Genomic DNA, 24,132 nt, shown 5'->3' on the forward strand with positions numbered 1-24,132 from the left:
AAGACTCTTAGATATTAGGAATGTTTCCGCCATCCACACGGATCACGGAACCAGTGATGTAAGAAGCTGACTGGCTGGCTAAAAACGCTGCAGTGTCACCGTACTCTTCGGGACGACCTAAGCGGGCAATAGGAATTGATTTCAAGCTATCTGCTTCAATATCTTCAACAGATTTGCTTTCACGTTTAGCGCGTGATTCATCCAAAAAGCGAATACGATCAGTGGCAATTCTGCCTGGAACAATGATGTTCGCAGTGATGCCGTGAGGGGCAAGTTCGCGCGCCAAAGTCTTTGACCAAGCGTGCAAAGAAGCTCTCAAGGTATTAGAAATCGCCAAATTAGGAATCGGTGTGATGGCGCCTGATGATGTGCTGGTGATGATGCGACCCCAGCCACGTTGTTTCATGCCAGGTATGGCGCGATCAGTGATGGCAATCACTGAAAGAACCATCTCTTGAAACTTTTCAATCCAAAGCGCTGTTGATTGACCAGCAGCAGTGGTTGGAGGAGGGCCACCCGTGTTGTTGACCAAAATATCAACAGGACCAAGATCTTTTTCCACTTGTGTGAACAAACTATCAATCGCGCTCAAATTCGCTAAATCCCAAGCGATGCAATAGGCTTGACCACCTGCAGCTTTAATTAATTTTGCGGTTTCTTCTAAGTTAGCAACGTTTCTGCCCGCTAAAGCTACTTTGGCACCTTCTTTGCCCAATGACACAGCCATGGCGCGACCCAAGCCACTACCTGCACCAAACACCAAGGCGGTTTTGTTCTTAATGCCTAAATCCATTATTCAATTTCCTTTAATCGTTTTGTTTGTCTAATTGTTAATCGTTCAATGTCTTTGATATCTGCTGGTGATAATTTCGGGCCTGGCTTGCGAACTGCAGATGAAGCAATCACACCACGTTCAGCCAAGATGTGTTTGCGAACTGCTAGACCGATATTGGCTTGTTGTTCATATTTAGCCAAAGGCAAATAAGCATCATAGACATCACAGGCTTTTTCTATATTGCCTTTTGCAAACAACTCACAAACTCGCACCATCATTTCTGGGTAAGCAAAACCGGTCATGGCACCATCCGCGCCACGAATCATTTCTTCGGTCAAGAAGAGACCGCCACCATTACCAGTCAGGATCGAGACTCGCTCAATCTCTTTTTTGGCAATTGAAGCAATGATTCCAGACAGCTTGTTCAATCCCGGTGAATCTTCATGCTTGAGCATCACGCAGTTAGGTGAGTTCTTTAAGATCTTCAGAATCACAGGCGTTGACATCTGCACACCCGTTGAAACTGGATGATCTTGCAGGCACCATGGCACATCAGGTCCCAATGTTTCGTTGACCATGTCAAAGTAAGCGGTGATTTGATCATCGGTGCGCAGCGTTGATGGAGGAGCCACCATCACACCTGCGGCACCCATGTCCATCACTGAGGTGGTCAATTCTTTCATGGGGGCAAAGCCAGGGGCTGATGCGCCGACCACCACCGGAACTCGACCATTCACACGCTTTAATACCCGCGCCACAAAAGTCTTTGATTCTTCAGCAGTCAACTTGGTGGCTTCACCCATGATGCCAAGAATCGTTAGACCCGTGACACCGCAATCCAAATAAAAATCCACCATAGAATCGGTGCTCTCTAAATCAAGAGCGCCATTCTCTTTAAATGGTGTCACGGCAATTAAATAAACGCCACGACTGTTGCGATTGAATTGGCTCATGCTGGTGCTCCAGCAGATTTTTTATTTCTGATGATTTGCATCACCACGACCAAAGCAAAGCCCACAAAGCCAGCAATGTCTGAGTAATTAGATGGATACGCCAATGCAACGCCAGACAAAATCAAAATCCAACGCTCAAACAAATTGGTCTTAGCCAAGAACCATCCTTGTAAACCACCTGCCAAAGCAATCACACCGGCAACCGCTGTGAAACTCACCCAAGCAATTTGTAGCCAATCTGCATTAGCCAAAGCCTTGGTTGAACCCATCAATAAGAGGGCGCTGCCAGACTTATCTAAAACGAACATGAACGGCACCAAAATTGCAGGGGCCACGTACTTCCAACTTTGCAAGGTGGTCTTATAAGGATTACCTTTACAAATCGCAGCAGCAGCAAATGGTGAAAGCGCTGTTGGAGGAGATACCTCAGATAAAACAGCGTAGTAGAAGATGAACATGTGAGCTGCGAAAGCAGGCACGCCCAAATTAATCAGGGCAGGGGCTGTGATCACGGCGCAAATGATGTAAGACGCTGTCACAGGAACCGCAAGACCCACGACCCAAACAATCATGGCTGTATAAATGGCGGTCAACAGCAATGAACCATCAGCTAACTGAATGATGATGGAGCTGAATTTAAGACCTAAGCCTGTCAAAGTCACAGTACCAACAATCAAACCAGCGCCGATACAAGTTGCAGCAATGCTGATCACACCAGAGGAACCATTGGCCAAAGCCTTGATCAGATTCGATTCATAAAAGGACTTGATGACTGACTGTTTGCCACTGAAAAGATCCCAAGGCAAGATCGCTGTATCAGCTCTTAGCATGCTGCTCAAAGCTGACAGCACTGTGGCCCAGAATACTGACATCACGGGTGAGAAGCCCATCATCATGAACACCACGATTGAAATCAAGGAGAAGAAGTGGAACCAATACTTCTTGGCCAAATTCCAAGCGGTGTCTACTTTGTCAATTTTGATGGCAGACATATTGTATTTTTTGACATCAATTTCAACCATGACGAATAAGCCAAGATAGAAAAGGATGGTTGGAATACACGCCATCAACAAAACATCTAAATAAGAAATCTTTAAAAAGTCAGCAATCAAAAATGCCGCAGCACCCAAGACTGGAGGGGAGATGATGGCGCCTAAACCACCCGCTGCCAAAAGACCACCTGCAGCATTTTTGTCGTAACCAACCTTGTCCAACATCGGCGCAGCCACTGTGCCAACGGTGACGGTTGTGGCAACGCCAGAGCCTGATGGACCACCTAATAAGAATGAAGAGAGAACAATTGTTTTGCCCACACCAGATGACTTACCACCCATGGCGCTGAAAGCAAAGTCGATGAAGAATTTACCGGCATTGGTGAACTGCAAAAAGGCACCAAAAATAGTGAAGAGGATGATCAAGGTTGCTGAAACGTCCACCGCAGTTCCAAACACACCCTCTAAGGTCATATACATATAACCTACCAAACGAGAGATCTCATAACCTTTGTGTGTCCAAGGCGCTGGTAAATGATTACCAAATAAAGCATAGGCTAAAAATAACAAAGTGACCGACAGCAAAATCAAGCCGTTGGTACGACGCACACCTTCAAGAATCAGGAGAATGAAAATGATGCCAAAAATAATGTCGAGCTGAAGAGGGGCTGTATTTCTATCCGCTAAATCATCGCCGCCTTGCAAAATATAGAAAGCCGTGGCAACCGCGAGGCCTGCCAAAACGATGTCCCAAAGCATCAGCCTATTTTTAAATTTCGCTGCTATCGGAAATGACAAAAATAAAATAGCCAAAACAAAACCTACGTGCACCACGCGCAGTTGCAATGTTGGGACGATTGAATACGCTGCGTACAGATGGAACAGTGACATGGCCACAGCTGCCAATGTCAAGAAAATGGCCAAAAAGCCTTTGTACTGATGAGAATCACCTTCTTCTTGACGAATGAGTGCTTCTACTTCCTGTTGGGTTTTGTCGTCCAATGCAGGGGTTTGATCTTGGATCATGGTTGTCTCGCTCAATGTAAAACTACCCAAGGGGTGCTTGGGTAGTTTGTATTATTTTTCTAATATTTTTTAGAACTTTGCGCCGCGTTCTTTCAAGTACTTGATCGCACCTGGGTGGAACGGTACAGAGCTATTGCCTGGCTTCTGAGCACCAATGGTGATGCTTGAATATTCAGTATGAGTAGCGATCAACTCTTTTTGATGATCAAAGATAGCTTTCACAATCTTGTAAGCCTGTTCATCAGGCATTGAAGCACTTGCAACCAAAATATTCGCTACAGCTGATACTTGATTGTCTTTGGCCATACCTGCATAAACGCTCTTAGCGATTGTGTCTGCATAGTAAAGGTTGCCATATTTTTTATTCATGGCAGCTACTTCAGCAGCGTTATCAATCATCACAATCTTTGTGCCTGGAGTATTGGCCAAGTCAGTAACCGCAGCTGTTGGTAAACCACCTACCCAGAAGAACGCATCAATCTTGCGGTCTTTCATGGCATTCACTGATTCAGCAGCGCTTAAACGCTCACGCTTCACATCTTTGTCTTTGTCCATGCCAGCAGCTTCGATCAAGCGGAAAGCCATCACTTCAGTGGCGCTACCAGGTGAACCTGTGCTGATGCGCTTGCCTTTGAGGTCTTTCATTGATTTGATGCCAGTTGCTTCAGTGGTCACAACGTGCATGCGATTAGGATAGAGAACCAATAAAGTGCGAAGTTCAACTTTTTTGTTGACGAACTTGTCTTTACCTTCAAGAGCATCCTTAGCAGCATCAGCCATTGAGAAGCCAACGTATGGTTTGCCAGTGCCGATCAAGTTGATGTTATCAACTGAACCACCAGTCACTTCTGCTGTTGCTTGCATACCAGGTACATGCTTAGAAAGTACAGAAGCTAAACCGCCACCCATTGGGTAGTAAACGCCACCTGTACCGCCAGTACCAACAGAAATATTTTGTGCGCTCGCAATGCCGGCCGAGCTGAATAGAAGTACAGCCAATAGTTTTGCAATTTTCATTCTTGTCTCCGGTTTGTTATTCAAAAAGTATTTAATACCGTTCTGAAAATTTAGCACTATTTTTTTCTTTTTGCTCCATGTTTTTGGGATTACCTAGGGTTATCACTAGTCAATTGCTTTTAAATAAGAAAATGCACTATTTGAGAGCAAGTTCTCGGTCATAAATATCTCTGAAAAATGCTTCAAACTGGTTTACATTTCAGATGCAAAATTCATAAGTAGTTATACAAAAGAATTAAATAAAAAAATATCAACCGAGGCAAACATGACAACAAGTAAAAAAGTAGTGATCGTGGGTGGCGGCACCATGGGTGCCGATGTGGCTCTTGTTTTTTTAAGAGGCGGATATTCTGTAGAAATTATTGAGGCTGGTGCAGAGCGCCGAGCTTTTTTACCTCAGTACCTTGAATTTCAAATCAAAGAACTCGGATATGCCAAACCAAATCAACCGGTGACAGTTCATGCCGGTCTGAGTGATGTCGCATGGCCAAGTGTTGATTTGGTGGTGGAATGTATCCCGGAGAAATTACCGCTCAAACAAGAGCTTTTTAAGCAGTTAGATCAATTGGCACCAGCTCATACTATCTTGGCAAGCAACAGTTCCAGCTTTCCGATCAGCCAAATTGCAGAAGGCTTATCAACCACCAGCCGCATGATTGGTTTGCATTTCTTCATGCCAGCTCATTTGGTTCCTTGTGTTGAAGTCATCAAAGGTGAGAAAACCAGTCAAGCAGTGATGGATGATTTATTCCAGATCATGACGCGTTGTTTGATGGTGCCGGTAAGAGTCAATAAAGACTTGCCGGGTTTCTTGGCCAATCGATTGCAGCATGCCATGTCTCGCGAAGCTTTCTCGATGATTGATCAAGGCATTGCCACTCCAGAAGACATTGATAACGCCGTTCGATTTGGCTTTGGGTTCAGGTATTTAGCAGCAGGCCCTGTGATGCAACGTGATCATGCCGGTGTTGAGATCCATACGGCAGCAGGCGCCAGCATTTACCCATCCTTGTGCAATGATGCAACGCCGGCCAAGTGTTTGACGGACAGGGTCAAAAACAATCATTACGGTATGAAGACCTCACAAGGTTTTTATTCTTGGACGCCAGAGACCATCAAGGTGGAGCGCAATCGTTACGACACGATTCTCAAAGCAGGGCTGAAGATCATTCAGAAGGACATTGAAGACATCTGCCGATAAAAGCAACTCAAAATGAAAAAAGCTTGTTTCTCTTTACAAAGAAACAAGCTTTTTGATTTGGTGCCCCAGGAGAGACTCGAACTCTCACGCCTCTCGGCACCGGCTTCTAAGACCGGCGTGTCTACCATTCCACCACCAGGGCATGGCTTAGGCGCATGAGAAAGCTCTCATCACACTTCAGCTAAGCCCATCATTCTACTTGAAATTTTCGTAAATTTAAAGCCCGGGTGGTGATTTCCCGTTAGGTCATATAAATAGAGCATTAGCTATAGGGCTAATGTGCGATTGCCTGATATATTTCTATCATACGAATTTAGATAACTATCTGTTAATTCTGATATTTTTAGAATTATTGACTGTTCATTGAGTCCGAGAGTTTTGTATGCCTACACCGTCAGCACCAATTAAAAATGTCTCAAAAATTGCTCTATTTGGAGTGATGGGTGTCATTTCTGGACATGCTTGTGCCGCTGGTTTTGTCGACACCTTGGCGGATATCTTCTCTTGGATAGCGATCATCATCATTCCAATCGTTCTTGGCATCGCCTACTGGCAGATTCATTATTTACCAAGCAAGATTGCTGAAAAACGTCAGCATCCCCAAAAAGAAGCGATTCATGCGATGTGCATGGTGTCACGTTTTTCAGGTGGATTGTTTTGGCCAATCGCATTTGTCTGGGCTCACCTGAAGCCAACCATTGTGCCTTTATCAAAAGAGCAAGTGCAGTCGCTTGCAGAAGCAGAAAAGAAATCTCTCTCAAACGGCGCTAAGGAATAGACATGTTAGAAATCATCATCGTTGTTTATGCCTTGGTTGTTTGGTGGGTATTTTTCAAACGCAAACTCTACCCATGGAACAAGCGCGCCAAGATCATTGTGTTTGTGACGCCTGTTGTATTTGTATTAATCATGATTTTGCTCATGAACATCTTTGCCCCAAGCAGCTCTGATGTCAGGGTGACTCGTCATGAGATCCCCATCATTCCTCAAGTCAAAGGACGTGTGATTGAAGTGGGTGTGACTGATAATCAACGCGTCAAAAAGGGTGATGTTTTATTCAAGATCGACCCTGAGCCTTATCAAGCTTCAGTCAATGCGTTGAATGCCAGACTCAAGCTGGCGAAAAAACGCGTGGAAGAAAACCGTGCTTTGGTCAAAACAGGCTCTGGCAATCGCTTTGATCTTGAAAAAGCAGAAGCTGATTACGATGAATTAAAAGAAAAGGCTGACAACTCTTATTGGGAGCTTGAGCAAACGATTGTCCGTGCACCGAACAACGGCACAGTGATTAATGCTCAACTGCGTCCAGGAGTTTTCTTGGTGCCAACACCATTGCGTGCTGCGATGAGCTTTCTTGAAGATGACCCACAAGTATTCATGTTGTTCCATCAAAATGAACTTCATCAAATCAAGCCAGGACATGAAGCAGAGTTTTATGTGCCAACCAATCCTGGCCAAATTTACAAAGCCAAAGTTGAAAGCGTGATTTGGGCTCAACGTCAGGGTCAAGTGAATGCCAATGGCGATTTACCTCAAACAGGTATGAGACCAGCTGTTCCTAATCGTTTCCCTGTGAAGTTGATCCTTGAAGAGGGTAGTCATACAGAATTGATCGCTGCTGGTGCCATTGGTCATGGTGCCATCTACACAGACAATATGAGCTTTTTACATTTTGTTAGAAAAGTCATGTTGCGCGTTTACAGCAAGCTCAACTACATCGTTCCGAAATTGCATTGATGAGATCGCTTGAGAAAATCTCTATGAGCAAGTACCTGTCTCTTGGCCTCGTGTTTGCTTTGAGCGCTTGTTCCATTGGTGAGCCCATCAAAAAATCTGAGCTATTAGAGCGTGCATTGCCTGGCCAACAGCTGCCTGCACAATATAAAGCCGGTAATCAGGTAATGAATCAAGCAGCGAATCAGCAAGCTTCACTTCAAAGTATTGCGTGGGTAGACTCATTCAATGACGCTGAATTATCAGAACTGGCAAAGCTTGCGATTCAGTCAGCTCCTGATTTCAGAATTTACGCTGCACGACTGGATCAAGCAGAAGCAATGATGAAGGCTGTGGGCGGATCTTTTTACCCGAATGTTGGTGTGCAAGCTAAAACAGGTTCAAAAATGGGTTTGGATGGAACCGGCACATCTGGTTATTACGTTGGAGCCAACTGGGAGATTGATCTCTGGGGTCGCGTTAGAGCAAGCTATGCCAATGCCGAACAAAATGCCAGAGCCATTGCCGCAGATCAAGAATCAGCCAAGTTATCGTTCATGGCTAATTTAGCCAAAACATTGTGGTCTGCTCGAGTACTTAACATGCAAGCCCAAATTGCTAATGAATCAGCTCAGCATCAAGAAAAAATCTTGGAGCATGTGAAGCAACGCGAAAAAATTGGCGCTGCTTCCAAGCAAGACATCCTTAATGCAGAAATCAATCTTGCTCAAGCCAAAGAGTTGGCTTTCAATTTAAAGAACGCCAGTCAACAAAATCTAAAAACCCTGGATGTCTTGGTGGGTCGTTACCCCGTTGGCACGCCACTCAAAAATCAAAGCTTGCCTCAAAGCCCATCTGCCATCAACACGGGTGTGCCTTCAGATCTATTAGAAAGACGTCCTGATATTGTGGCCGCAGCTGCCAGAGTTGATGCAGCAAGATTCAATGTCAAAGAAGCAGAAGCCACGCGCTTGCCTAAAATCAGTTTGACTGCCGGCTTTGGCAGAATCAGCAGTGAAGTATTTGTGCTTAAAACAGATTCATCAAACCCCAGCACTGGAGTTGGAGTTACTTTACCGATTTTCACTGGCGGTGCATTGGCAGCAAGAGTTGAATCAAAACAAGCTGAGCTTGAACAAGCTTTTGCCACCTATGCCAAAGTTGGACTAAATGCCTTCAGAGAAGTTGAGTCTGCTTTATCAGGTGAGCAATCTTGGCGTGCACGCTATGCAGAACTAAATCAGATTTATCAATTGCAGCAAAACATTCAAAAAAGCACAGATGCTGAATTTGTCATTGGTCGCATCGATCAACGTCAAGTTCTGCAACAAAAAATACGAACCAACACTGCTCAATCTAATGAGCAGCAAGGTCAGTTAGAAGTTTTAATGCAACGAATTAATTTATATTTATCTTTGGGTGGCCCAGCCATTTAAAAGCCACCAGTAATTATTAGATTTAGGAGTCAAACGTGAGTACACCATCAATAGAAACAATGTCCCGTTGGGAAAAAATGAAACATGGCTTGCTTCATGAAACTAAGAAGTTTCTTATTGCCACAGGCTACTTCACCATTTGGTTCTATGCCATTGGCTTGTATAACCAATCGCAAATGTTGCACTTTGGGGTTGATGGTGCGGACAGCATGTTCTCGATCACAGTGGCTCTCATCAAAGCAGCGTTTGTGGGTAAATTCTTGATCACTGTTGAAATGATATTGCCGATTAAAGTTCATAAGGCCAAGCCGATTTTCTGGGCTTTGATCGGCCATTCTTTGATCTATGTGGTCTTAGTCATGATTCTCCATGCCAATGCTCTTGGTATCGAAGGTTACTTGCTGCATGGCAAGCCATTCCTAGAAGGCGTTTTAGAGTTTGGTCATGCCAAGCCCAAAAACCTGATCATGATTGCCTTCATTTACTGGTTGATCATCGTTCACTACTTGACCTACTTCACGGTTCAAAAAGCCGTGGGTGAAAAAGAGTTCAAAGACATCTTTTTGGGTAAGTAAAAAACAAGCTGAACAAGATAAGTAAAAAAGAGAAAATCACAAGAAAAAATGCCTCTGAGATTCAGAGGCATTTTTCATTACAACAGTAGAAAGCTCAGAAAGAGTTTCTGGAGCTCTTTGAGTTACTTCTTAGGGGTACTCACCACTGCGGCCACTGCTTCAGCATAAGTTACATACACTTGATCATTGGTGGTGATGCCTTTTAAGAGGGCTGGGTTCTGAACCTTCACATTCACCACATTGCCTTTAGGACCTTTGAGTGACACGATCTGTTTCTTTTGATCAATCGCTACAACGCTGGCTGTTGTTTTAACAATATTGGTTTTGACCATACCAGGCTTATTACCGGCTGGCGCTGTCTGAGTATCTGATATCACTTCACGACCGCGCACATCATTATTCTTCGTTTTAACTAACTCAATCGCCACAGCCAATGCATATTGAACATCTAGACGATCGCCAACTTTGATCTGGGCGAAATTCTTCACCTCTGGGCCTGCAACGATGTCTAATTCACCTTCTTTGCTTTTGAACGTCACAACACGATTTTTCGTATCAATCTTTGTCACGATGCCGCTATAAATTTGACCGCGTTCTCCGGCAATTGCTCCTGCGACCACAGGATCTGCTGGGTAGTCATATTGAGCCATGGCGATTGAAGAAAGGCCAAGAAGAGAAGCTGTTAATAGGCTTAAGCTGATTTTTTGTGCGGTCATGGAGCTTCCTAAGAGATTTATTTGAAATGTTCTTCAAATGTAACACCTTAAACCCTCTTTATGAATGAGCTCTATGGCTATTGAATGTTAGAGGTGATGGTAAGAAAAAAGCCTCTGAATCAAAAATTCAGAGGCTTTCTTATTTGGCTCCTCGACCTGGGCTCGAACCAGGGACCTACGGATTAACAGTCCGGCGCTCTACCGACTGAGCTATCGAGGAATAGACCAAGATTATAGCCTGATTTTTATTAGATGCCAAATTCGTCATGGCTTTGGTCTAATATGCCTTGAAACATATTGCTTCCGGGGCTTTATCCTATGTATATGATTAACTTATTTATTTTCTAAACTGATGATTGAATTATCGATAACAAGTTGGGCTGAGGCGCAAAGTTTGGTGAAACCTTTGCGTTACCAAGTCTTTGTGATCGAGCAAAAAGTTCCTGAGGACATGGAGTGGGATGAGTTTGATGAGATTGCTTGGCATGCGATTGTCACTGCAGATAATCAAACGATTGGAACAGGGCGATTAATCATGCATGACCGAATTGCCAAAATAGGACGCATGGCTGTTCAGTCATCGAGAAGAAACCAGGGCATAGGTAAAAGTATCTTGAATGAGTTGATCCAAACCGCAAAAGAAAAGGGCGCACAAGAATGTCTCTTGCACGCCCAAGTTCATGCGATTGCTTTCTACGCCAAAGAAGACTTTGAGCCTCACGGCCCCATCTTCGATGAGGCCGGCATCCCTCACGTAGAAATGCGGCTCATCCTCTAAAACTGCTAGAGATTAAAAGTCAAAAGTAGCGGTTGCTCTAAAGATTCTAGGAATGCCTGGATAGAGAGTATTTGAACCATAAGTCTGACTCACATCACGCCAGTAGAACTTGTCGAAGATATTTTCAACAAATACTCGGTAAGTAGCTTTTGATTTACCAACCTTATCTACATATCTCAAGCCAGCATCAAACTTATGATATCCAGGAACGCTCAGTGAGTCATCGAGAGTCACTGGTTTGCTGGAAACATAAGTCCAGCCACCTTGAACGCTCATGTTTTCAACTTGCGGTAATTGGTAATCTGCAAACATCACAGCGCGCCAGTTTGGAATACCAACCGCTTGTGAGCCGTTCATGCTTGAGGTGCTGGCGCCTTCCTGTTTCGCTTCCAAATACATGGCACTCGAAGTCAAACTTAGGCGCTTAGTTAACTTTTGAGCATAGGACAACTCAAAGCCTGTATGAACTACATCACCATCTTGTTTAATTTCAGCATATTTACCCGCATTACTTCCGCTACTAATGTACTGGCCAGCATATTCATTGGGTCTAGATGCTCTAAATAATGTGGCAGAAATTAAAGAGTCATTGGTCGGGCTGAATCTTGTTCCAATTTCAATTTGGTCAGTTTTTCTAGGTTTAAGTGGGTTGGCGTTTACGAAACTAGTTTCAATCGGTTTAGTTCCTGATTCAACACCCTCGCTATAGCTTATGTAGTTAGTTGTTTTACTATTTAACTTGTATGTTGCGCCAATGCTTGGAAGTAAATAGTTCTTCTTAAATTCTCCAAGCGATGCACCAGAAGTTGAGAATGATTTATCGCTCAATTCAATAAATCTTGTACTTAGGTAAAGATTAATTTTTTCATTCAACTTCATATTATCTTGAATGAAAAAGCTATTTTGTTGGTGGTCAAGCGTCTTCTTCTGAGGACCAAGCTCACTTGATCCCGGTGAAATAGAAGCATTTAATGAGTAAATATTATCTCTGGGCAACAAATTGGCATAGTCGTAATCAAATCTTGCTTGCCCTTGATAAATGCTTCGTTGAAGTAATGAAACCCCATATTTCAAATTATGTTCAATCGAGCCAGAATTGAATTTACTGCTCAAACCCATTTGCACTTGATCATTTCTACGCAGTTCATTTTCGCTTCTAAAGTCTGACACCACAAAATCTCCAGTGGGGCCAAAAGTGCCACCTGCCAAAGGCAGTGGATAAGCTTGACGGTCATTGATCTTGACTTCACTGCGACTCAAATGGAAGAAAATTCTATTGTTGTCATTTAACTCATGATCTATCTTTAAGCCTGTATTGAGTGACTTAATTTCAGTCGGTAAAACCCAGCTATATCTGTTTAACTGAATATCTGCAGGTATACCTGTTGGTACTCGTGCATTGCTACCATCTGTTGCATTTCCCAACAACATCAAACCAGAAACGCCAATTTGGCTCCTGTCTTGATATTCAACATCGAATTGGGCCAAAGTTTTATTACTTAATTTGGCGTCAACAGCAAGGCTGACAAACTCACGTTTCCCTTTTGCATTCTTAACAAATGGCTTCATATTTTCATGGGCTGCGTTGATACGTATGCCCAATGATTTTTCTTTATTTAAAAATGTACCAAAGTCTGCGGCCATATATTCTGTGCCGCGTTCACCAGTTCCAACTGTGGCAGACATCACATCTTTGGGTCTTTTTGTCACGAAGTTGATGATGCCGCCTGGTGATGAAGCACCAGCTTGCATGGCACTCACACCTTTGAGGATTTCGACACGTTCTTTATTTTCAAAGGCAAAGTTTTGTTCACCGGTCAGTGACATACCGTTCATGCGGTAGCTGGTAGCTGGATCTAGAGAGAATCCCCTGATGGATAAGTTTTCGTAATAACCCAAGGTGGCGTAATAATCACCAACCGACGCATCAGTTCGAACAGCTTCAGAAATAAGTTTTACTTGTCGGTCATCCAGCAAATCTCTGCTAATCACTGAAATAGACGCCGGCGCATCTTTTAATTCAACTTCTTCAGTTCCACCAGGTCCACCAATCATGGCACCTTTGGCAACATAACCAGTGCCTTTTTCTCCAGTCACCACCACCGGTGATAACTGCGTCTCAGATTGAGCAAATGTTTGTGAGTTGATACAAAAGAGCAGGGCACATGCACCTGCAATGTGGTTCAGTTTTGGCGTATAAGCCATCGTCAGTACTCCTTATATAAACGATGGCGAGTTGGGGATGCGGTTTGGACGCTTCCCTGCGCTCGCATTATCGAGATCAGGTTCAACGGGTATTTCTCACCCACATCAAAGATGCAGGACCCCGAGCTAATATCTAAAACAACTAGATAACTGTGATTATATGGATTTTTGAGCTTTGCGCTTTGCTAATAAAGCCCTGACACTATCTTGGGTCTTTTTTAATCGTAGCTCTGGATGCCCAAAGGCTGATTCATAAGGTATTTGCAGCTCTTCTAGGCGGGCTTTGACCCTGAAATGAACCTTGGTCTGGGCTACCGGCCCATCTCTTTGCAGGCCATCCTCTTGCCATGGAAAATCTATTTGAGTAAAGATCGTTAAATCATAGTCATGACCCTGAGCAATCTTAAACAGGTCCGGGTTCGAACCCCCAAAGACCACCTCACTGTAGATACAAGTCATCAAAGGTGTGGTGTCGCAAAAAAGTAAAACAAACTCTGGGTTGTTGTGTTGCTTGATTAGGTCATTGGCAAGTGTGCGCTCTAAAGATTGCTGCTCTTGTGCAATACCTACTTGCTCATCTGGTCTTGGGGTTCTATTTTCTTGATCGACAAACAGTCTTAAGTACTCTGGAACATAGGCGCTGGGATATTCTTTGGAAAAAGCATTGGCCAAACTTTGAGCCAGGCTTGTTTTGCCGCTGCACTCAGCACCTACGATGGCGATTCTTAAGACATCTGTCATGCTGTTGGCTCACTCTGCTTGATTTTCTTGGACCACTGTAACCAGCCAAGGACTGCAAGGACAATCAAAAGACCATACAGCAGGGCGGTCAAATGCAAATCTTTATAAATGTACAAAGCAATATAAAGACTGTTCACAAAAATCCACACCAACCAATTCTCCAACCACTTTTGCGCGCTCATATAAGTGGCCAACAAACTACCGGCCGTTAAAAATGCATCGATGAGTGGCACATCTGAGCTGGTGTGGTTCACCAACAGGTAATGAATGATCAAAAATAATCCCGACCAGCAAAGACTGCCAATCAAAGGCCAACTGCGCGGCATTTTCTTAAATGAACTACTTGAACTGTTGTTTGTACCTTCAGGCTGAGTACTTTTTGACCAGGTTTTCCAGGCATAAATCGCTAAAAGGATAAAAACACCCTGTAACCATGCATCACCAAACAGTTTTGCGTCTTGAAACACCCAGGCGTAAGCAGCAGAACTGGCAATCATCAAAGGCCAAGTAAAAATATGGCCATAGGCATTGAGAGCCACACATATCAGAGACAGCGTGAAAGCAATGATCTCCATGGCTTCTTAAAGACTTAGGATTTTCTTAAAAGGAAATCTGCAGCAACGGCAGCAGCATCAGGCGTTAAAGCACCTTCTAAAATCAAATCTGCCGCTTGTGCGTACGGAACTTTGATAAAACCTGAGACTTCACCATCATTATTCTTTGGTGAAAAATCATCAGGCAATAACAAGTCATAGGTATACAGGCTCTCATCATGCAGGCCTTTGGGTTCTACCACGCGACGCACATGAATGTGACCCACTGGTTCAGCTAAGCGAGCTATCTCAGTTGGAACACCGGCTTCTTCCCACAACTCACGGATCACGCATTGTTGCAAGGTTTCATCGGCACTGATGCCGCCAGCCGCCAAGTTATCCAACATATTGGGGTCGGTCGCCTTATTGGAGCTGCGCATGCCCAAAAACATCTCTTGATGAGCGGTGTAACCGTTGATATGACATGCCCGACTATGAAAACCTAGCGATCTAAAGATGGCACGTTCCATTCTGAAGCGCTCATGGCCATGATCATCTAACCAAGAGAAGGATTCATCACGCCACCCAGGAGCCAAACCTTGTTTCTTTAAAAACTCAGCCAAATCTTGAAGTTCTTGACTCAATAAATAAGGAGTTAGATTCTCTAAATGCAAATGCTCGCCGAAAAGGGCCAAAGCAGGGGTCTCGGTACTGTCGATATAGGACTTGATGCTGGCGATATAGTCAGGCTGGATATAGCCAATCATTTGGCCACGGAAACGAATCCCAAGCCAATCAGCTGGCGCTGGTCTTAGTGCAGTCTCTAAAAGCTCTTCTAAAGCTGCTTTGGTAGTTGCTGAAATTGGTGACATGTCTACAATATTTCTTAATATTATTAGATTATCTGCTAAAGCACGTCATCCAGCCGAAATTAACCAATCATTAATGACTATTTTCTGAAAGCCCGCACATGTCCTCATCCGACCAGACCAACACCCCTGACGATGACTTTGAACCTCTGATTCAGGCAGGTCATCGCATCTGTTCCAGTGATCGAATCCAAGATCAAGAAGAAGGCTTTCGTTTCATGGTCAGAACTTCAGACATTGCAGGCATGGTTGGATCGATTGACCACCGTGTTGATGAAACCTTGCCTGCTTTTGTGATTCGTTTTGATGGTCAGGCACACGCTTATTTGAATCGTTGTGCTCATGTGGCCATGGAACTCGATTGGCAACCAGGACAATTCTTCACCAATGACAAAACAGCCATCATTTGTGCATCGCATGATGCTCAATATTTACCCGATACTGGTGAATGTATTTCTGGGCCATGTCCGCATGGATCACGTTTGATTAAATTGCAAATTGAAGAGAAGGCTGGCGAGATTTATCTTTGTCAAGCGAATTAAGAAAACTATTTATTACAGTCTCATTACAAAAAGTATTAATCAAGCTTGAGCATATTCATTGCTGCCTAATTTTTAAGCAGCCCAGCTCAACCATTATCAAATAAGGACTTTTTGAATTTTGCGAACAAGTAGTCCACACAAACTGTGGATAAGTTGTGAAAAATTTTTTGAAAAATAAATTTTTTCACCTATTGACATCAAAGAAGAAATTATTTTTTCAGTGAAATTTTGAAATAAATAATTGATGAGTCGGATTTGCGGTACTCAAGAGAAATTCAGCTAGCACACTTTCAATTTCCTTCAAGTATTTCAAAGATTCAATCAGTAAAAATTGCTGTTATGAAATGTCACGATTAAATCAATCAAATATTTCAGTGACTGGGTGTATCCTTATCCTAATTGCAGAAAATTATGAAATTGAAGAAGGCTTGCCATGAATAAACTACTCATCAGCTCCATCATCACCATTACTTTGGGCTTGAGTGCATGTAGCACCACCCAGCTACAGAATGCTGATGGTGAATCAGTTCAGGATATTCAGTCAAAATTACTTGGCGACATGCCTATGCCGGGTGGCGCACGCATCAACAACGAAAACTCATTGATTCTGGGTAGCGGCGATGGTTGGGCTGGCCGAGTAGCGATCATCTCAGCGCAAAATGCCAATGAAACCTTCACATTCTTTAGAGATCAATTCCAAAAATCAGGCTGGACCTTGGTTTCTTCAACCAAATCTAAAAGCAGTATCTTGGTATTCATCAAAAAAGACAGAACTGCCACCATTGAAATCGAAGAAGGCGGCTTTGGTGGAAAAGCCAATGTGATGTTGACAGTAGCTCCTAGGAGTACGGTGATTCCTCCAGTCACTAAATAAGGCAGAAGTTTCAAAACATTCATCCCAAAGACGCTAAGTCAATTTATTATTGGGTAATGAAACATCAAAAGTTACTTATCCGGATTGGGGCAATTGTCATTGCCTCGATGGTGGCTTTCTGGATTGGCTTAGCAGTTTTTTTACCTGGACTGGTAAAAAAAGCTGTTCATAACTATGGCCAAAGCATTGGTCATCACATCAGCTACGAAGGCATTGATGTTTCACCATGGAATCTCAAAGTTGATATTCATGGTCTAAAGCTCTCTAAAGACTCAGAAGATAAAAATCCACTACTCAAAATTCAGCATTTGACTGTCAATGCTGAACTGATTCATCTCTTGATTGCTCGTGTGCACCTATCAGAGGTCAAGATTGATGGAGCTCAAATATATCTACACCGTTCTTTGAACAAACAGGGTGTGGCGCAATGGAATTTTCTTGAATTCATTCAGGCACTAAAGAAGCCGGATGCCAAGCCATCTACTTTAAAAATTGAGATTGACCAGTTTGCGCTCAACAATAGTCAAATGGCCATCAAAGACAGCATCAAAAATACAGACTATGTCTTGAAGGATGTTCAATTCCAAGCCAAAGAATTTGCCAACTACGCGCCAAGCGGTGTGCGGGGTGTTCAAAGCGACTACCTTTTGAACTTAAAGAATGTGGATCTGGCCATACCAGGTTCAGCTAATCGCCTCAAACTTTCAAGTCTGGGAGTTGGAGGGCATTTCGACATGGTTGCTCAAGAAAAAATTGATCTAAAAATCAAATTGAGTATTGAAGATTCAACGCTGACCAGTCATCTCAGCTATGACTTAAAAAAAGCAGATCTTGATGGCAGTATTTCATTCAAAGATCTTCCTTTGGCTCCCTTTGTTGCCTTGCTACCAGCCAATGAAAAGTTGGTCACGCAAAAAGGATCGGTCAGTGCAGAACTAAAACTTAAAACCAACCCTCGCGGTTGGGCGATTTTGGGTGATTTGGATTTTGCAGAGTTGGCGATCTATGAAACCAAAGAAAAAGACCCATTGCTCAGCTGGAAAAAAGCGTATTTCTCAAAATTTGAACTTGATTTTCTAGAGAAAGAGCAAAAAAAGTTCAGCATCCAAGAATTGGTCTTAACTCAGCCATTGGCCAGGTTCTCGATTGGCGAGGATAATTTCAGTAACTTCCGCCGCTTGTTCATGAAACATCAAGCCGTGGCGCCTGTAACAAAGACGCCAAAGACATCGCCAGTTGGCAAGCCTTCGGGCAAGCCAGCCTTTGAAGTTGACATCAAGGCCGTCAAAGTCAATCAAGGCAGGATGTATTTCTCGGATGCATCCATCAAATCTGGCTTTAAGACAAATATCAATAATCTCAATGGCTCATTATTGGGTGTCAGCAATGTGCCTGGGCAATATGCCACCATTGCTTTAGATGGCGCTGTTGATAAAAGCGGTAGCTTGCGTGCCAGAGGACAGGCCGCCTTTGAAGATCCAAGAAGAAACTCAGATGTCTCTTTGAGCTTTAAGAACGTCCCACTTCATAGCATCAATCCTTATGCGATGAGCTTTGCTGGCTATCAAATTGATGAGGGTCGCATCGATGTGGATTTGCGCTATACCGCTAAAGAAGGTCAACTGCTGGGTAAAAACCGTTTTGTGATTCGCAAAATTAAATTGGGTGAAGAGGTCCCTGATTTCAAAGGTGTGAAATTACCGATTGGTTTGGCCATTGCGGTCTTAGAAGACTCAGATGGCATGATTGATGTGAATATTCCGATCAGAGGCAGTGTCGATTCACCAGAATTCAGCATGGGGCATTTATTTTGGCAGGCTCTGCGCAATGTCCTATCCAGTATCGTCACCGCTCCATTCAGAGCGTTGGCTTCATTGCTGGGCGAAGAGGGCTTGGATGGCATTTACACCGCTCCTGGTGAAAGTGTGATCACGCCTCCGGAGCAAGAAAAATTAGAAAAAGTAGCCAAACTGCTTGAGAAAAAAGCCAATGCGGTTGTCGAGTTCTATGGCACTTATGATCCACAAATCGATCGTCAAGAATTGGCCAGGGTCAATGCCGATCGTGCCATCTTATTGGCAGCTGGGTTCAAGTTAAAAGACACCGAGCCTTTACCTAATCCAAGTTTGTCGGATCCTCGCATTCAAAGTGGTCTCAAGTCTGCGTATGGATCTCAAGTGGGGCGCATCAAACTGGCTCAGCAATTAATTAGATTGCCAAACACACCGGAACGCTGGGAAACCTTGCGCAAAGAATTGATTCAAGCGCAAAACATCAATGAAGCCCGTTTGACAGCTTTGGCGAATGCTCGTGCAAACAATGCGAAAGATGCTTTCTTGAAAAACTCATCAGAGATGAAAGACCGAGTCAGGATTGGTAAAGTTCAGGAAGTGAAGGCTGAAGATTCAGGCATTCCGATGGGCATCTCTTTGATCACTAAATAACATCCAACACATTATTTCTCATGAAAAAACAATTCCAACAAATCACCCAGCGCTTGATTGAACCACCGATGCTTTATGTATTGCCGTTCTTGATCATTCTTTTCTTGGGTTTTTTGATTTGGTTTTTGGTGCCAACGCCACCTAAAAAAATCGTGATGACAACGGGGGCTGAAAACGGTCTGTATTACCGCTTTGGTCAACAATTAGCCAAAGAGCTTGCTAAAGAAAAAATCACACTTGAAGTGTTGCCATCTGCCGGCAGTTTAGAAAACATTGAACGTTTGAATCAGCCCAACTCAAAAATTCATGTCGGAATTTTGCAAGGGGGCGTTGGTCAAGTCTCTGAGAACCCAAACATCTCAGCTTTAGCATCGGTTTTTGATGAGCAAGTTTGGATCTTTTACCGCAAGACTGCTTTTAAAGAACCCCTGACAAAAATCACACAACTGGAAAATAAATCACTTTCAATTGGAATGCCAGGAAGTGGCACACGTGACTTAGGGTTGAAGCTACTGGAACTCAATCAAATGGATGTGAAGTCAGAGAAGCCGACCATCAAGCTCAAAGAGTTCACGGCCTCACAAAGTCTCAAGGCATTGAATGCCAATGATCTGGATGCGGTGATGTTGGTCAGTGGTCCGCAGGCCCCGATTATTTTGGAATATCTGCGTAACCCCAACTTGGCTGTGATGAGCTTTGAGCAAGCCGATGCTTATACCGTGCGCCTGCCATTCTTGAAAAAGGTCACGGTTCCACGTGGTGTGATCAACTTAGCTGAAGACCTTCCTAAAAAAGATATTTCGATTCTGGCTGCGCCAGCAGCTCTGGCTGTCAGTGAAGACATTCATCCTGCCTTGATCACGCCTTTGATGAGGGCCATGGATTCAAGCATCAGTCAGTTAGGTCTTTTGCAAAAAGAAAATGACTACCCCTCAGAAAATGGTTTTGCTTGGCCGCACAACGATGACGCCAAACACTTCCTAAAAAATGGCGCATCTTTCTTACACCGTCACTTACCATTTTGGAGTGTGGTTTGGGTTGAGAGAGCGATTCGCATCATCTTGCCTTTGTTAGCCATCTTGATCCCATTGTTTAATTTTTTACCCAAGCTGATTGCCATGGGAGTGGATGCTAAGACCTCTGCGGTTTATAAAAAATTGAGAGTCCTTGAATTAGCAGTGTCAGCAAACCCGCAGAAGCCATGGCAAGAAGAGTGGCAGGCCCTACAAATGCAGGCATTGGTCATGAGAGTTCCCAAGAAATATGCTGTGAAAGTTTATGAATTACGCATGTACTTGCAGATGGTCAAGGATAGATTGACGCAAACAACTTGATTGGTCCCGCCAACAGGAATCGAACCTGTGTCTACCGCTTAGGAGGCAGTTGTACTATCCACTGTACTATGGCGAGCTTTTTGAATAGGGCGCTAGCTTAACACTTTGATTAATACTTCAAATCAAGTGTTAATCAAATAACGCCTTTATCTTTGAGAGCTTTCATTTGTTCAGCACTCATTTGCAAACGTTCTTGCAAAATTTCTTCGGTGTGCTCACCCAATAAAGGTGGTGGTCGATTTTCAACCACTGGGGTTTCACTCATGCGCATTGGGCTGCGCACCAAAGGAACTTTGCCAGCCTTGGCATGAGGCATTTCCATCTTGATGCCCCTTGCAATCACTTGCTCGTTCTCAAACACTTCTTGGAAGTTATTGATTGGTCCGCAAGGAACTCCTGCTTGTTCTAGAGCATCAATCCATTCTTTTTTGGTTTTCTTGGCCACCATCGCAGTCAAGATTGGTACCAAAGTATCGCGATGACGGACGCGTTCTGGATTGGTCGTAAAACGCGGATCATCTGCCAGTTCTTCTTGGCCACCAGCCTTTACAAAATGACGGTACTGACCATCATTACCGCAAGCCACAATGATCCAACCATCGGATGCCTTGAAGGTTTGATAGGGCACGATATTCGGGCTGGCATTGCCCCAGCTCTTAGGAGCGACGCCACTGGCCAAATAATTACTCGCCACATTGGCCATGGTTGCCACTTGAACATCCAGTAAGGCCAAATCAATGTATTGACCCACGCCCGTGCGATCTCGATGCACCACAGCGGCCAAAATGGCAGAGGTGGCATACATCCCTGTAAAAATATCCGCGATGGCCACGCCAGCCTTTTGAGGGCCGCCACCAGGCAAATCTTCTTTTTCACCAGTGACGCTCATAAAACCACCCATGCCTTGCACGATGAAGTCATAGCCAGCACGGTGAGCATAAGGGCCTGTTTGACCAAAACCCGTTATAGAACAATAAATTAGATCTTTTTTAAGGCTTTTGAGGCTCTCATAATCCAGGCCATATTTCTTTAATTGGCCCACTTTGTAGTTCTCAATCACCACATCGGTCTCTAAAACCAGTTTTTTGATGATTTCTTGACCTTCTGGGGTCGAAATATCCAAAGTAATCGATCTTTTATTGCGATTAATGGCCAAATAATAGGCTGCTTCTGAAGTATCTTGACCCTTAGAATCTTTCAAAAAAGGAGGGCCCCATTGACGGGTATCGTCTCCTGCTTTTGGCCTCTCAACCTTGATTACATCGGCTCCCAGGTCTGCCAGGTTCTGCCCACACCAGGGGCCTGCCAGGACTCGACTGAGGTCTAAAACGCGAAGGTGATTAAGTGCTCCCATGGAACTCATTTTCGCATGTGGATACAATTCTTCGCCATGGCAACTAAAAAAACAGATCAATACAGCGAATCGTCGATCAAAGTTCTAAAGGGACTTGAACCGGTCAAACAGCGTCCAGGTATGTACACCCGGACTGATAATCCATTGCACATGATCCAAGAGGTGATTGATAACGCCTCGGATGAAGCCCTGGGCGGTCATGGTCATCACATCGTGGTCACCATGCACACCGATGGCAGTGTGAGTGTTGAAGATGATGGTCGAGGCATTCCAGTGGGCATGCACCCAGAAGAAAAGCGTCCCGTTGTGGAATTGGTATTCACACAGCTTCACGCGGGCGGTAAATTTGAAAAAGGCTCTGGTGGAGCCTACGCTTTCTCAGGCGGTTTGCACGGTGTGGGTGTTTCTGTCACCAACGCTCTATCAAAGCGCATGGAAGTGACTGTTTGGCGTGACAAACAAATCTCAACCTTGGCTTTTGAACATGGCTTTGTGGTTGAGCCACTCAAAACAAAAATTGCACCGATGGGCGATCGCCCCAACGGTACTCGTGTCAGAGCATGGCCAGACGGTAAATACTTTGACAGCGCACAGATTCCAATGGCTGAGTTGCAACGATTGTTGCGCTCCAAAGCAGTGCTATTGCCAGGCGTTAAAGTCACTCTCATTCAAGAGAAGGGTGGCGAGCCACAAACTTGGTTGTACACCCAAGGATTAAAAGGCTACTTGGATGAAGCCATGGCACAAAGTGGCCACAGTCCAGTGGTTATTCCAGCGTTTGATGGTGAACACTTTGCAGACCCTAATCGTGCAGGTGAAGATTCATTTGCTGAAGGTGAGGGTGCTAGTTGGGTGGTGGCTTGGACCGAAGAAGGTGCACCGGTTCGCGAAAGCTATGTGAACTTGATTCCAACACCTGCTGGCGGAACGCACGAAAGTGGTTTGCGTGATGGCTTATTCAATGCCGTGAAAAGCTTCATTGATATTCATGCTTTGCAACCAAAGGGCGTGAAATTGATGCCTGAAGACGTCTTTGCACGCGCTTCTTTTGTTTTGTCAGCCAAAGTATTGGATCCGCAGTTCCAAGGACAGATTAAAGAGCGTTTGAATTCTCGTGATGCTGTGCGTTTGGTGTCTGGATTTGTTAAATCTGCATTAGATCTTTGGTTGAACCAACATGTGGATTACGGCAGAAAATTAGCTGAGCTTGTGATCAAACAAGCTCAAGCAAGAACGCGCGCTGGTCAAAAAGTTGAAAAGAAAAAATCATCAGGTGTTGCAGTTCTGCCAGGTAAATTGACTGACTGCGAGAGCGAAGACATCGCGATGAACGAAATCTTCTTGGTTGAGGGCGATTCTGCCGGTGGTTCAGCCAAGATGGGCCGTAATAAAGAATACCAAGCGATTCTGCCTTTGCGCGGTAAAGTTTTGAACACTTGGGAAGCAGAGCGTGATCGCTTATTTGCCAACAACGAAGTTCATGACATTGCTGTGGCCATTGGTGTGGATCCGCACGGCAGCAATGATGAGCCAGACATGAGCAATTTACGTTACGGCAAGATTTGTATCTTGTCAGATGCGGACGTGGATGGTGCACACATTCAAGTATTGCTGCTCACCTTGTTCTACAAACACTTCCCGAAACTCATGGAACGTGGTCATGTGTACATTGCACGCCCACCATTGTTCCGTGTGGATGCTCCGGCGCGCGGAAAAAAACCTGCACAAAAACTATACGCTTTGGATGAGGGCGAGTTAAAAGCGATTGAAGATAAATTGCGCAAAGAAGGTTTGCGTGAGGGCAGTTGGCAAATCAGCCGCTTCAAAGGTTTGGGTGAGATGAACGCTGAACAGCTTTGGGACACAACACTCAATCCTGATACACGTCGTTTATTGCCAGTCACTGAGGGTGCCTTGGGTGAAGTTGAAACAGTTAAAACCATGGACATGTTGATGGGCAAATCTGAATCAGGTGCTCGCAAAACATGGCTTGAAGAACGCGGCAATGAAGTTGAAGCAGACATTTAAGTCTTAAGAATTAAGAAAAATACCGA

21 protein-coding genes, 3 tRNA genes and 1 riboswitch are annotated in these 24,132 nt (G+C 44.2%); of the genes, 11 read left to right on the forward strand and 13 right to left on the reverse strand.

Translation table 11 applies throughout. From position 1 onward, the window contains the following. Positions 1-7 precede the first annotated feature (7 nt). The 4 genes from ICE88_RS08025 to ICE88_RS08040 all read right to left on the reverse strand — a co-directional run bounded on the left by ICE88_RS08025 (position 8) and on the right by ICE88_RS08040 (position 4,763). Positions 8-793, reverse strand: a complete 786-nt coding sequence (locus tag ICE88_RS08025) for an SDR family oxidoreductase (RefSeq protein WP_216251486.1) — start codon at positions 791-793, stop codon at positions 8-10. Next, positions 793-1,728 carry a dihydrodipicolinate synthase family protein gene (locus tag ICE88_RS08030; RefSeq protein WP_216251489.1) on the reverse strand — a complete coding sequence of 312 codons (936 nt, stop codon included), beginning with the start codon at positions 1,726-1,728 and terminating at the stop codon, positions 793-795. The genes ICE88_RS08025 and ICE88_RS08030 overlap by 1 nt, the downstream gene beginning before the upstream one ends. Continuing rightward, on the reverse strand, positions 1,725-3,746 hold the full coding sequence (locus ICE88_RS08035; protein ID WP_216251492.1) for a TRAP transporter fused permease subunit: 2,022 nt from the start codon (positions 3,744-3,746) through the stop codon (positions 1,725-1,727). Before ICE88_RS08035 ends, ICE88_RS08030 begins: the two co-directional genes overlap by 4 nt. A 69-nt stretch (positions 3,747-3,815) precedes the next feature. Further along, on the reverse strand, positions 3,816-4,763 hold the full coding sequence (locus tag ICE88_RS08040) for a TAXI family TRAP transporter solute-binding subunit (RefSeq protein ID WP_216251495.1): 948 nt from the start codon (positions 4,761-4,763) through the stop codon (positions 3,816-3,818). 265 nt (positions 4,764-5,028) lie between these two features. Here ICE88_RS08040 and ICE88_RS08045 point away from each other — a divergent pair, with 265 nt between their 5' ends. Next, complete coding sequence (locus ICE88_RS08045; protein ID WP_216251498.1) at positions 5,029-5,964, forward strand: 3-hydroxyacyl-CoA dehydrogenase family protein; 936 nt, start codon at positions 5,029-5,031, stop codon at positions 5,962-5,964. A 58-nt stretch (positions 5,965-6,022) separates the two neighbouring features. Here ICE88_RS08045 and ICE88_RS08050 read toward each other — a convergent pair. Beyond that, a tRNA-Leu gene (locus ICE88_RS08050) sits at positions 6,023-6,106 on the reverse strand. Between the two features lie 240 nt (positions 6,107-6,346). Here ICE88_RS08050 and ICE88_RS08055 point away from each other — a divergent pair. The 4 genes from ICE88_RS08055 to ICE88_RS08070 are packed head-to-tail and all read left to right on the forward strand — an operon-like array spanning position 6,347 to position 9,688. Continuing rightward, the gene (locus tag ICE88_RS08055; protein ID WP_216251501.1) at positions 6,347-6,742 is read left to right on the forward strand and encodes a DUF3302 domain-containing protein; all 396 of its coding nucleotides are present in this window, start codon (positions 6,347-6,349) and stop codon (positions 6,740-6,742) included. 2 nt (positions 6,743-6,744) lie between these two features. Beyond that, positions 6,745-7,701: an HlyD family secretion protein gene (locus tag ICE88_RS08060; RefSeq protein ID WP_216251504.1), complete on the forward strand. Its 957-nt coding sequence runs from the start codon at positions 6,745-6,747 to the stop codon at positions 7,699-7,701. A gap of 23 nt (positions 7,702-7,724) precedes the next feature. Further along, complete coding sequence (locus tag ICE88_RS08065; RefSeq protein ID WP_216251507.1) at positions 7,725-9,113, forward strand: efflux transporter outer membrane subunit; 1,389 nt, start codon at positions 7,725-7,727, stop codon at positions 9,111-9,113. Between the two features lie 35 nt (positions 9,114-9,148). Then, positions 9,149-9,688 carry a hypothetical protein gene (locus ICE88_RS08070; RefSeq protein WP_216251510.1) on the forward strand — a complete coding sequence of 180 codons (540 nt, stop codon included), beginning with the start codon at positions 9,149-9,151 and terminating at the stop codon, positions 9,686-9,688. A 122-nt stretch (positions 9,689-9,810) separates the two neighbouring features. Here the strand turns inward: ICE88_RS08070 and ICE88_RS08075 are convergent, their stop codons facing one another. Then, complete coding sequence (locus ICE88_RS08075) at positions 9,811-10,404, reverse strand: hypothetical protein (RefSeq protein ID WP_216251514.1); 594 nt, start codon at positions 10,402-10,404, stop codon at positions 9,811-9,813. Positions 10,405-10,548: 144 nt separating this feature from the next. Then, positions 10,549-10,624: transfer RNA gene (locus ICE88_RS08080), tRNA-Asn, on the reverse strand. Between the two features lie 132 nt (positions 10,625-10,756). Between ICE88_RS08080 and ICE88_RS08085 the strand changes: the two genes are divergently transcribed. Continuing rightward, positions 10,757-11,182 (forward strand): GNAT family N-acetyltransferase, encoded by a 426-nt coding sequence (locus ICE88_RS08085; protein WP_216251517.1) that lies wholly within the window; start codon positions 10,757-10,759, stop codon positions 11,180-11,182. Positions 11,183-11,194: 12 nt separating this feature from the next. Here ICE88_RS08085 and ICE88_RS08090 read toward each other — a convergent pair whose 3' ends face one another. The 4 genes from ICE88_RS08090 to ICE88_RS08105 form a co-directional block, all read right to left on the reverse strand. Continuing rightward, positions 11,195-13,387, reverse strand: coding sequence for a TonB-dependent siderophore receptor (locus ICE88_RS08090; protein ID WP_216251519.1), 2,193 nt, complete (start codon positions 13,385-13,387; stop codon positions 11,195-11,197). A gap of 36 nt (positions 13,388-13,423) precedes the next feature. Continuing rightward, positions 13,424-13,521: riboswitch (TPP riboswitch) on the reverse strand. A 22-nt stretch (positions 13,522-13,543) separates the two neighbouring features. Further along, on the reverse strand, positions 13,544-14,128 hold the full coding sequence (locus ICE88_RS08095; RefSeq protein WP_216251521.1) for an AAA family ATPase: 585 nt from the start codon (positions 14,126-14,128) through the stop codon (positions 13,544-13,546). Continuing rightward, positions 14,125-14,703 (reverse strand): nicotinamide riboside transporter PnuC, encoded by a 579-nt coding sequence (pnuC, locus tag ICE88_RS08100; protein WP_216251522.1) that lies wholly within the window; start codon positions 14,701-14,703, stop codon positions 14,125-14,127. Before pnuC ends, ICE88_RS08095 begins: the two co-directional genes overlap by 4 nt. A 14-nt stretch (positions 14,704-14,717) precedes the next feature. Further along, complete coding sequence (locus ICE88_RS08105; RefSeq protein ID WP_216251524.1) at positions 14,718-15,533, reverse strand: NUDIX domain-containing protein; 816 nt, start codon at positions 15,531-15,533, stop codon at positions 14,718-14,720. Between the two features lie 98 nt (positions 15,534-15,631). Between ICE88_RS08105 and ICE88_RS08110 the strand changes: the two genes are divergently transcribed. From ICE88_RS08110 to ICE88_RS08125, 4 genes are all read left to right on the forward strand, one after another. Beyond that, entirely contained in the window at positions 15,632-16,072 is a 441-nt protein-coding gene (locus tag ICE88_RS08110) for a Rieske 2Fe-2S domain-containing protein (RefSeq protein ID WP_216251526.1), read from the forward strand. Positions 16,073-16,505: 433 nt separating this feature from the next. Further along, complete coding sequence (locus tag ICE88_RS08115; RefSeq protein WP_216251528.1) at positions 16,506-16,946, forward strand: hypothetical protein; 441 nt, start codon at positions 16,506-16,508, stop codon at positions 16,944-16,946. A 56-nt stretch (positions 16,947-17,002) separates the two neighbouring features. Next, a complete protein-coding gene (locus ICE88_RS08120) occupies positions 17,003-19,390 on the forward strand; it encodes a DUF748 domain-containing protein (protein WP_216251533.1) in 2,388 nt (795 codons plus the stop codon). A gap of 20 nt (positions 19,391-19,410) precedes the next feature. Next, entirely contained in the window at positions 19,411-20,724 is a 1,314-nt protein-coding gene (locus ICE88_RS08125) for a TAXI family TRAP transporter solute-binding subunit (protein ID WP_216251536.1), read from the forward strand. A 1-nt stretch (position 20,725) separates the two neighbouring features. On the opposite strand, the gene ICE88_RS08130 is transcribed toward ICE88_RS08125, so the two are convergent. Beyond that, a tRNA-Arg gene (locus ICE88_RS08130) sits at positions 20,726-20,800 on the reverse strand. Positions 20,801-20,857: 57 nt separating this feature from the next. Beyond that, complete coding sequence (locus tag ICE88_RS08135) at positions 20,858-22,078, reverse strand: CaiB/BaiF CoA-transferase family protein (RefSeq protein ID WP_216251983.1); 1,221 nt, start codon at positions 22,076-22,078, stop codon at positions 20,858-20,860. 36 nt (positions 22,079-22,114) lie between these two features. Between ICE88_RS08135 and ICE88_RS08140 the strand changes: the two genes are divergently transcribed. Next, positions 22,115-24,106 (forward strand): DNA topoisomerase IV subunit B, encoded by a 1,992-nt coding sequence (locus tag ICE88_RS08140; protein ID WP_216251539.1) that lies wholly within the window; start codon positions 22,115-22,117, stop codon positions 24,104-24,106. The last annotated feature ends 26 nt before the right edge of the window (positions 24,107-24,132 follow it).

Source organism: Polynucleobacter sp. AM-26B4 (assembly GCF_018882285.1).
Taxonomy (GTDB): Bacteria; Pseudomonadota; Gammaproteobacteria; order Burkholderiales; family Burkholderiaceae; genus Polynucleobacter.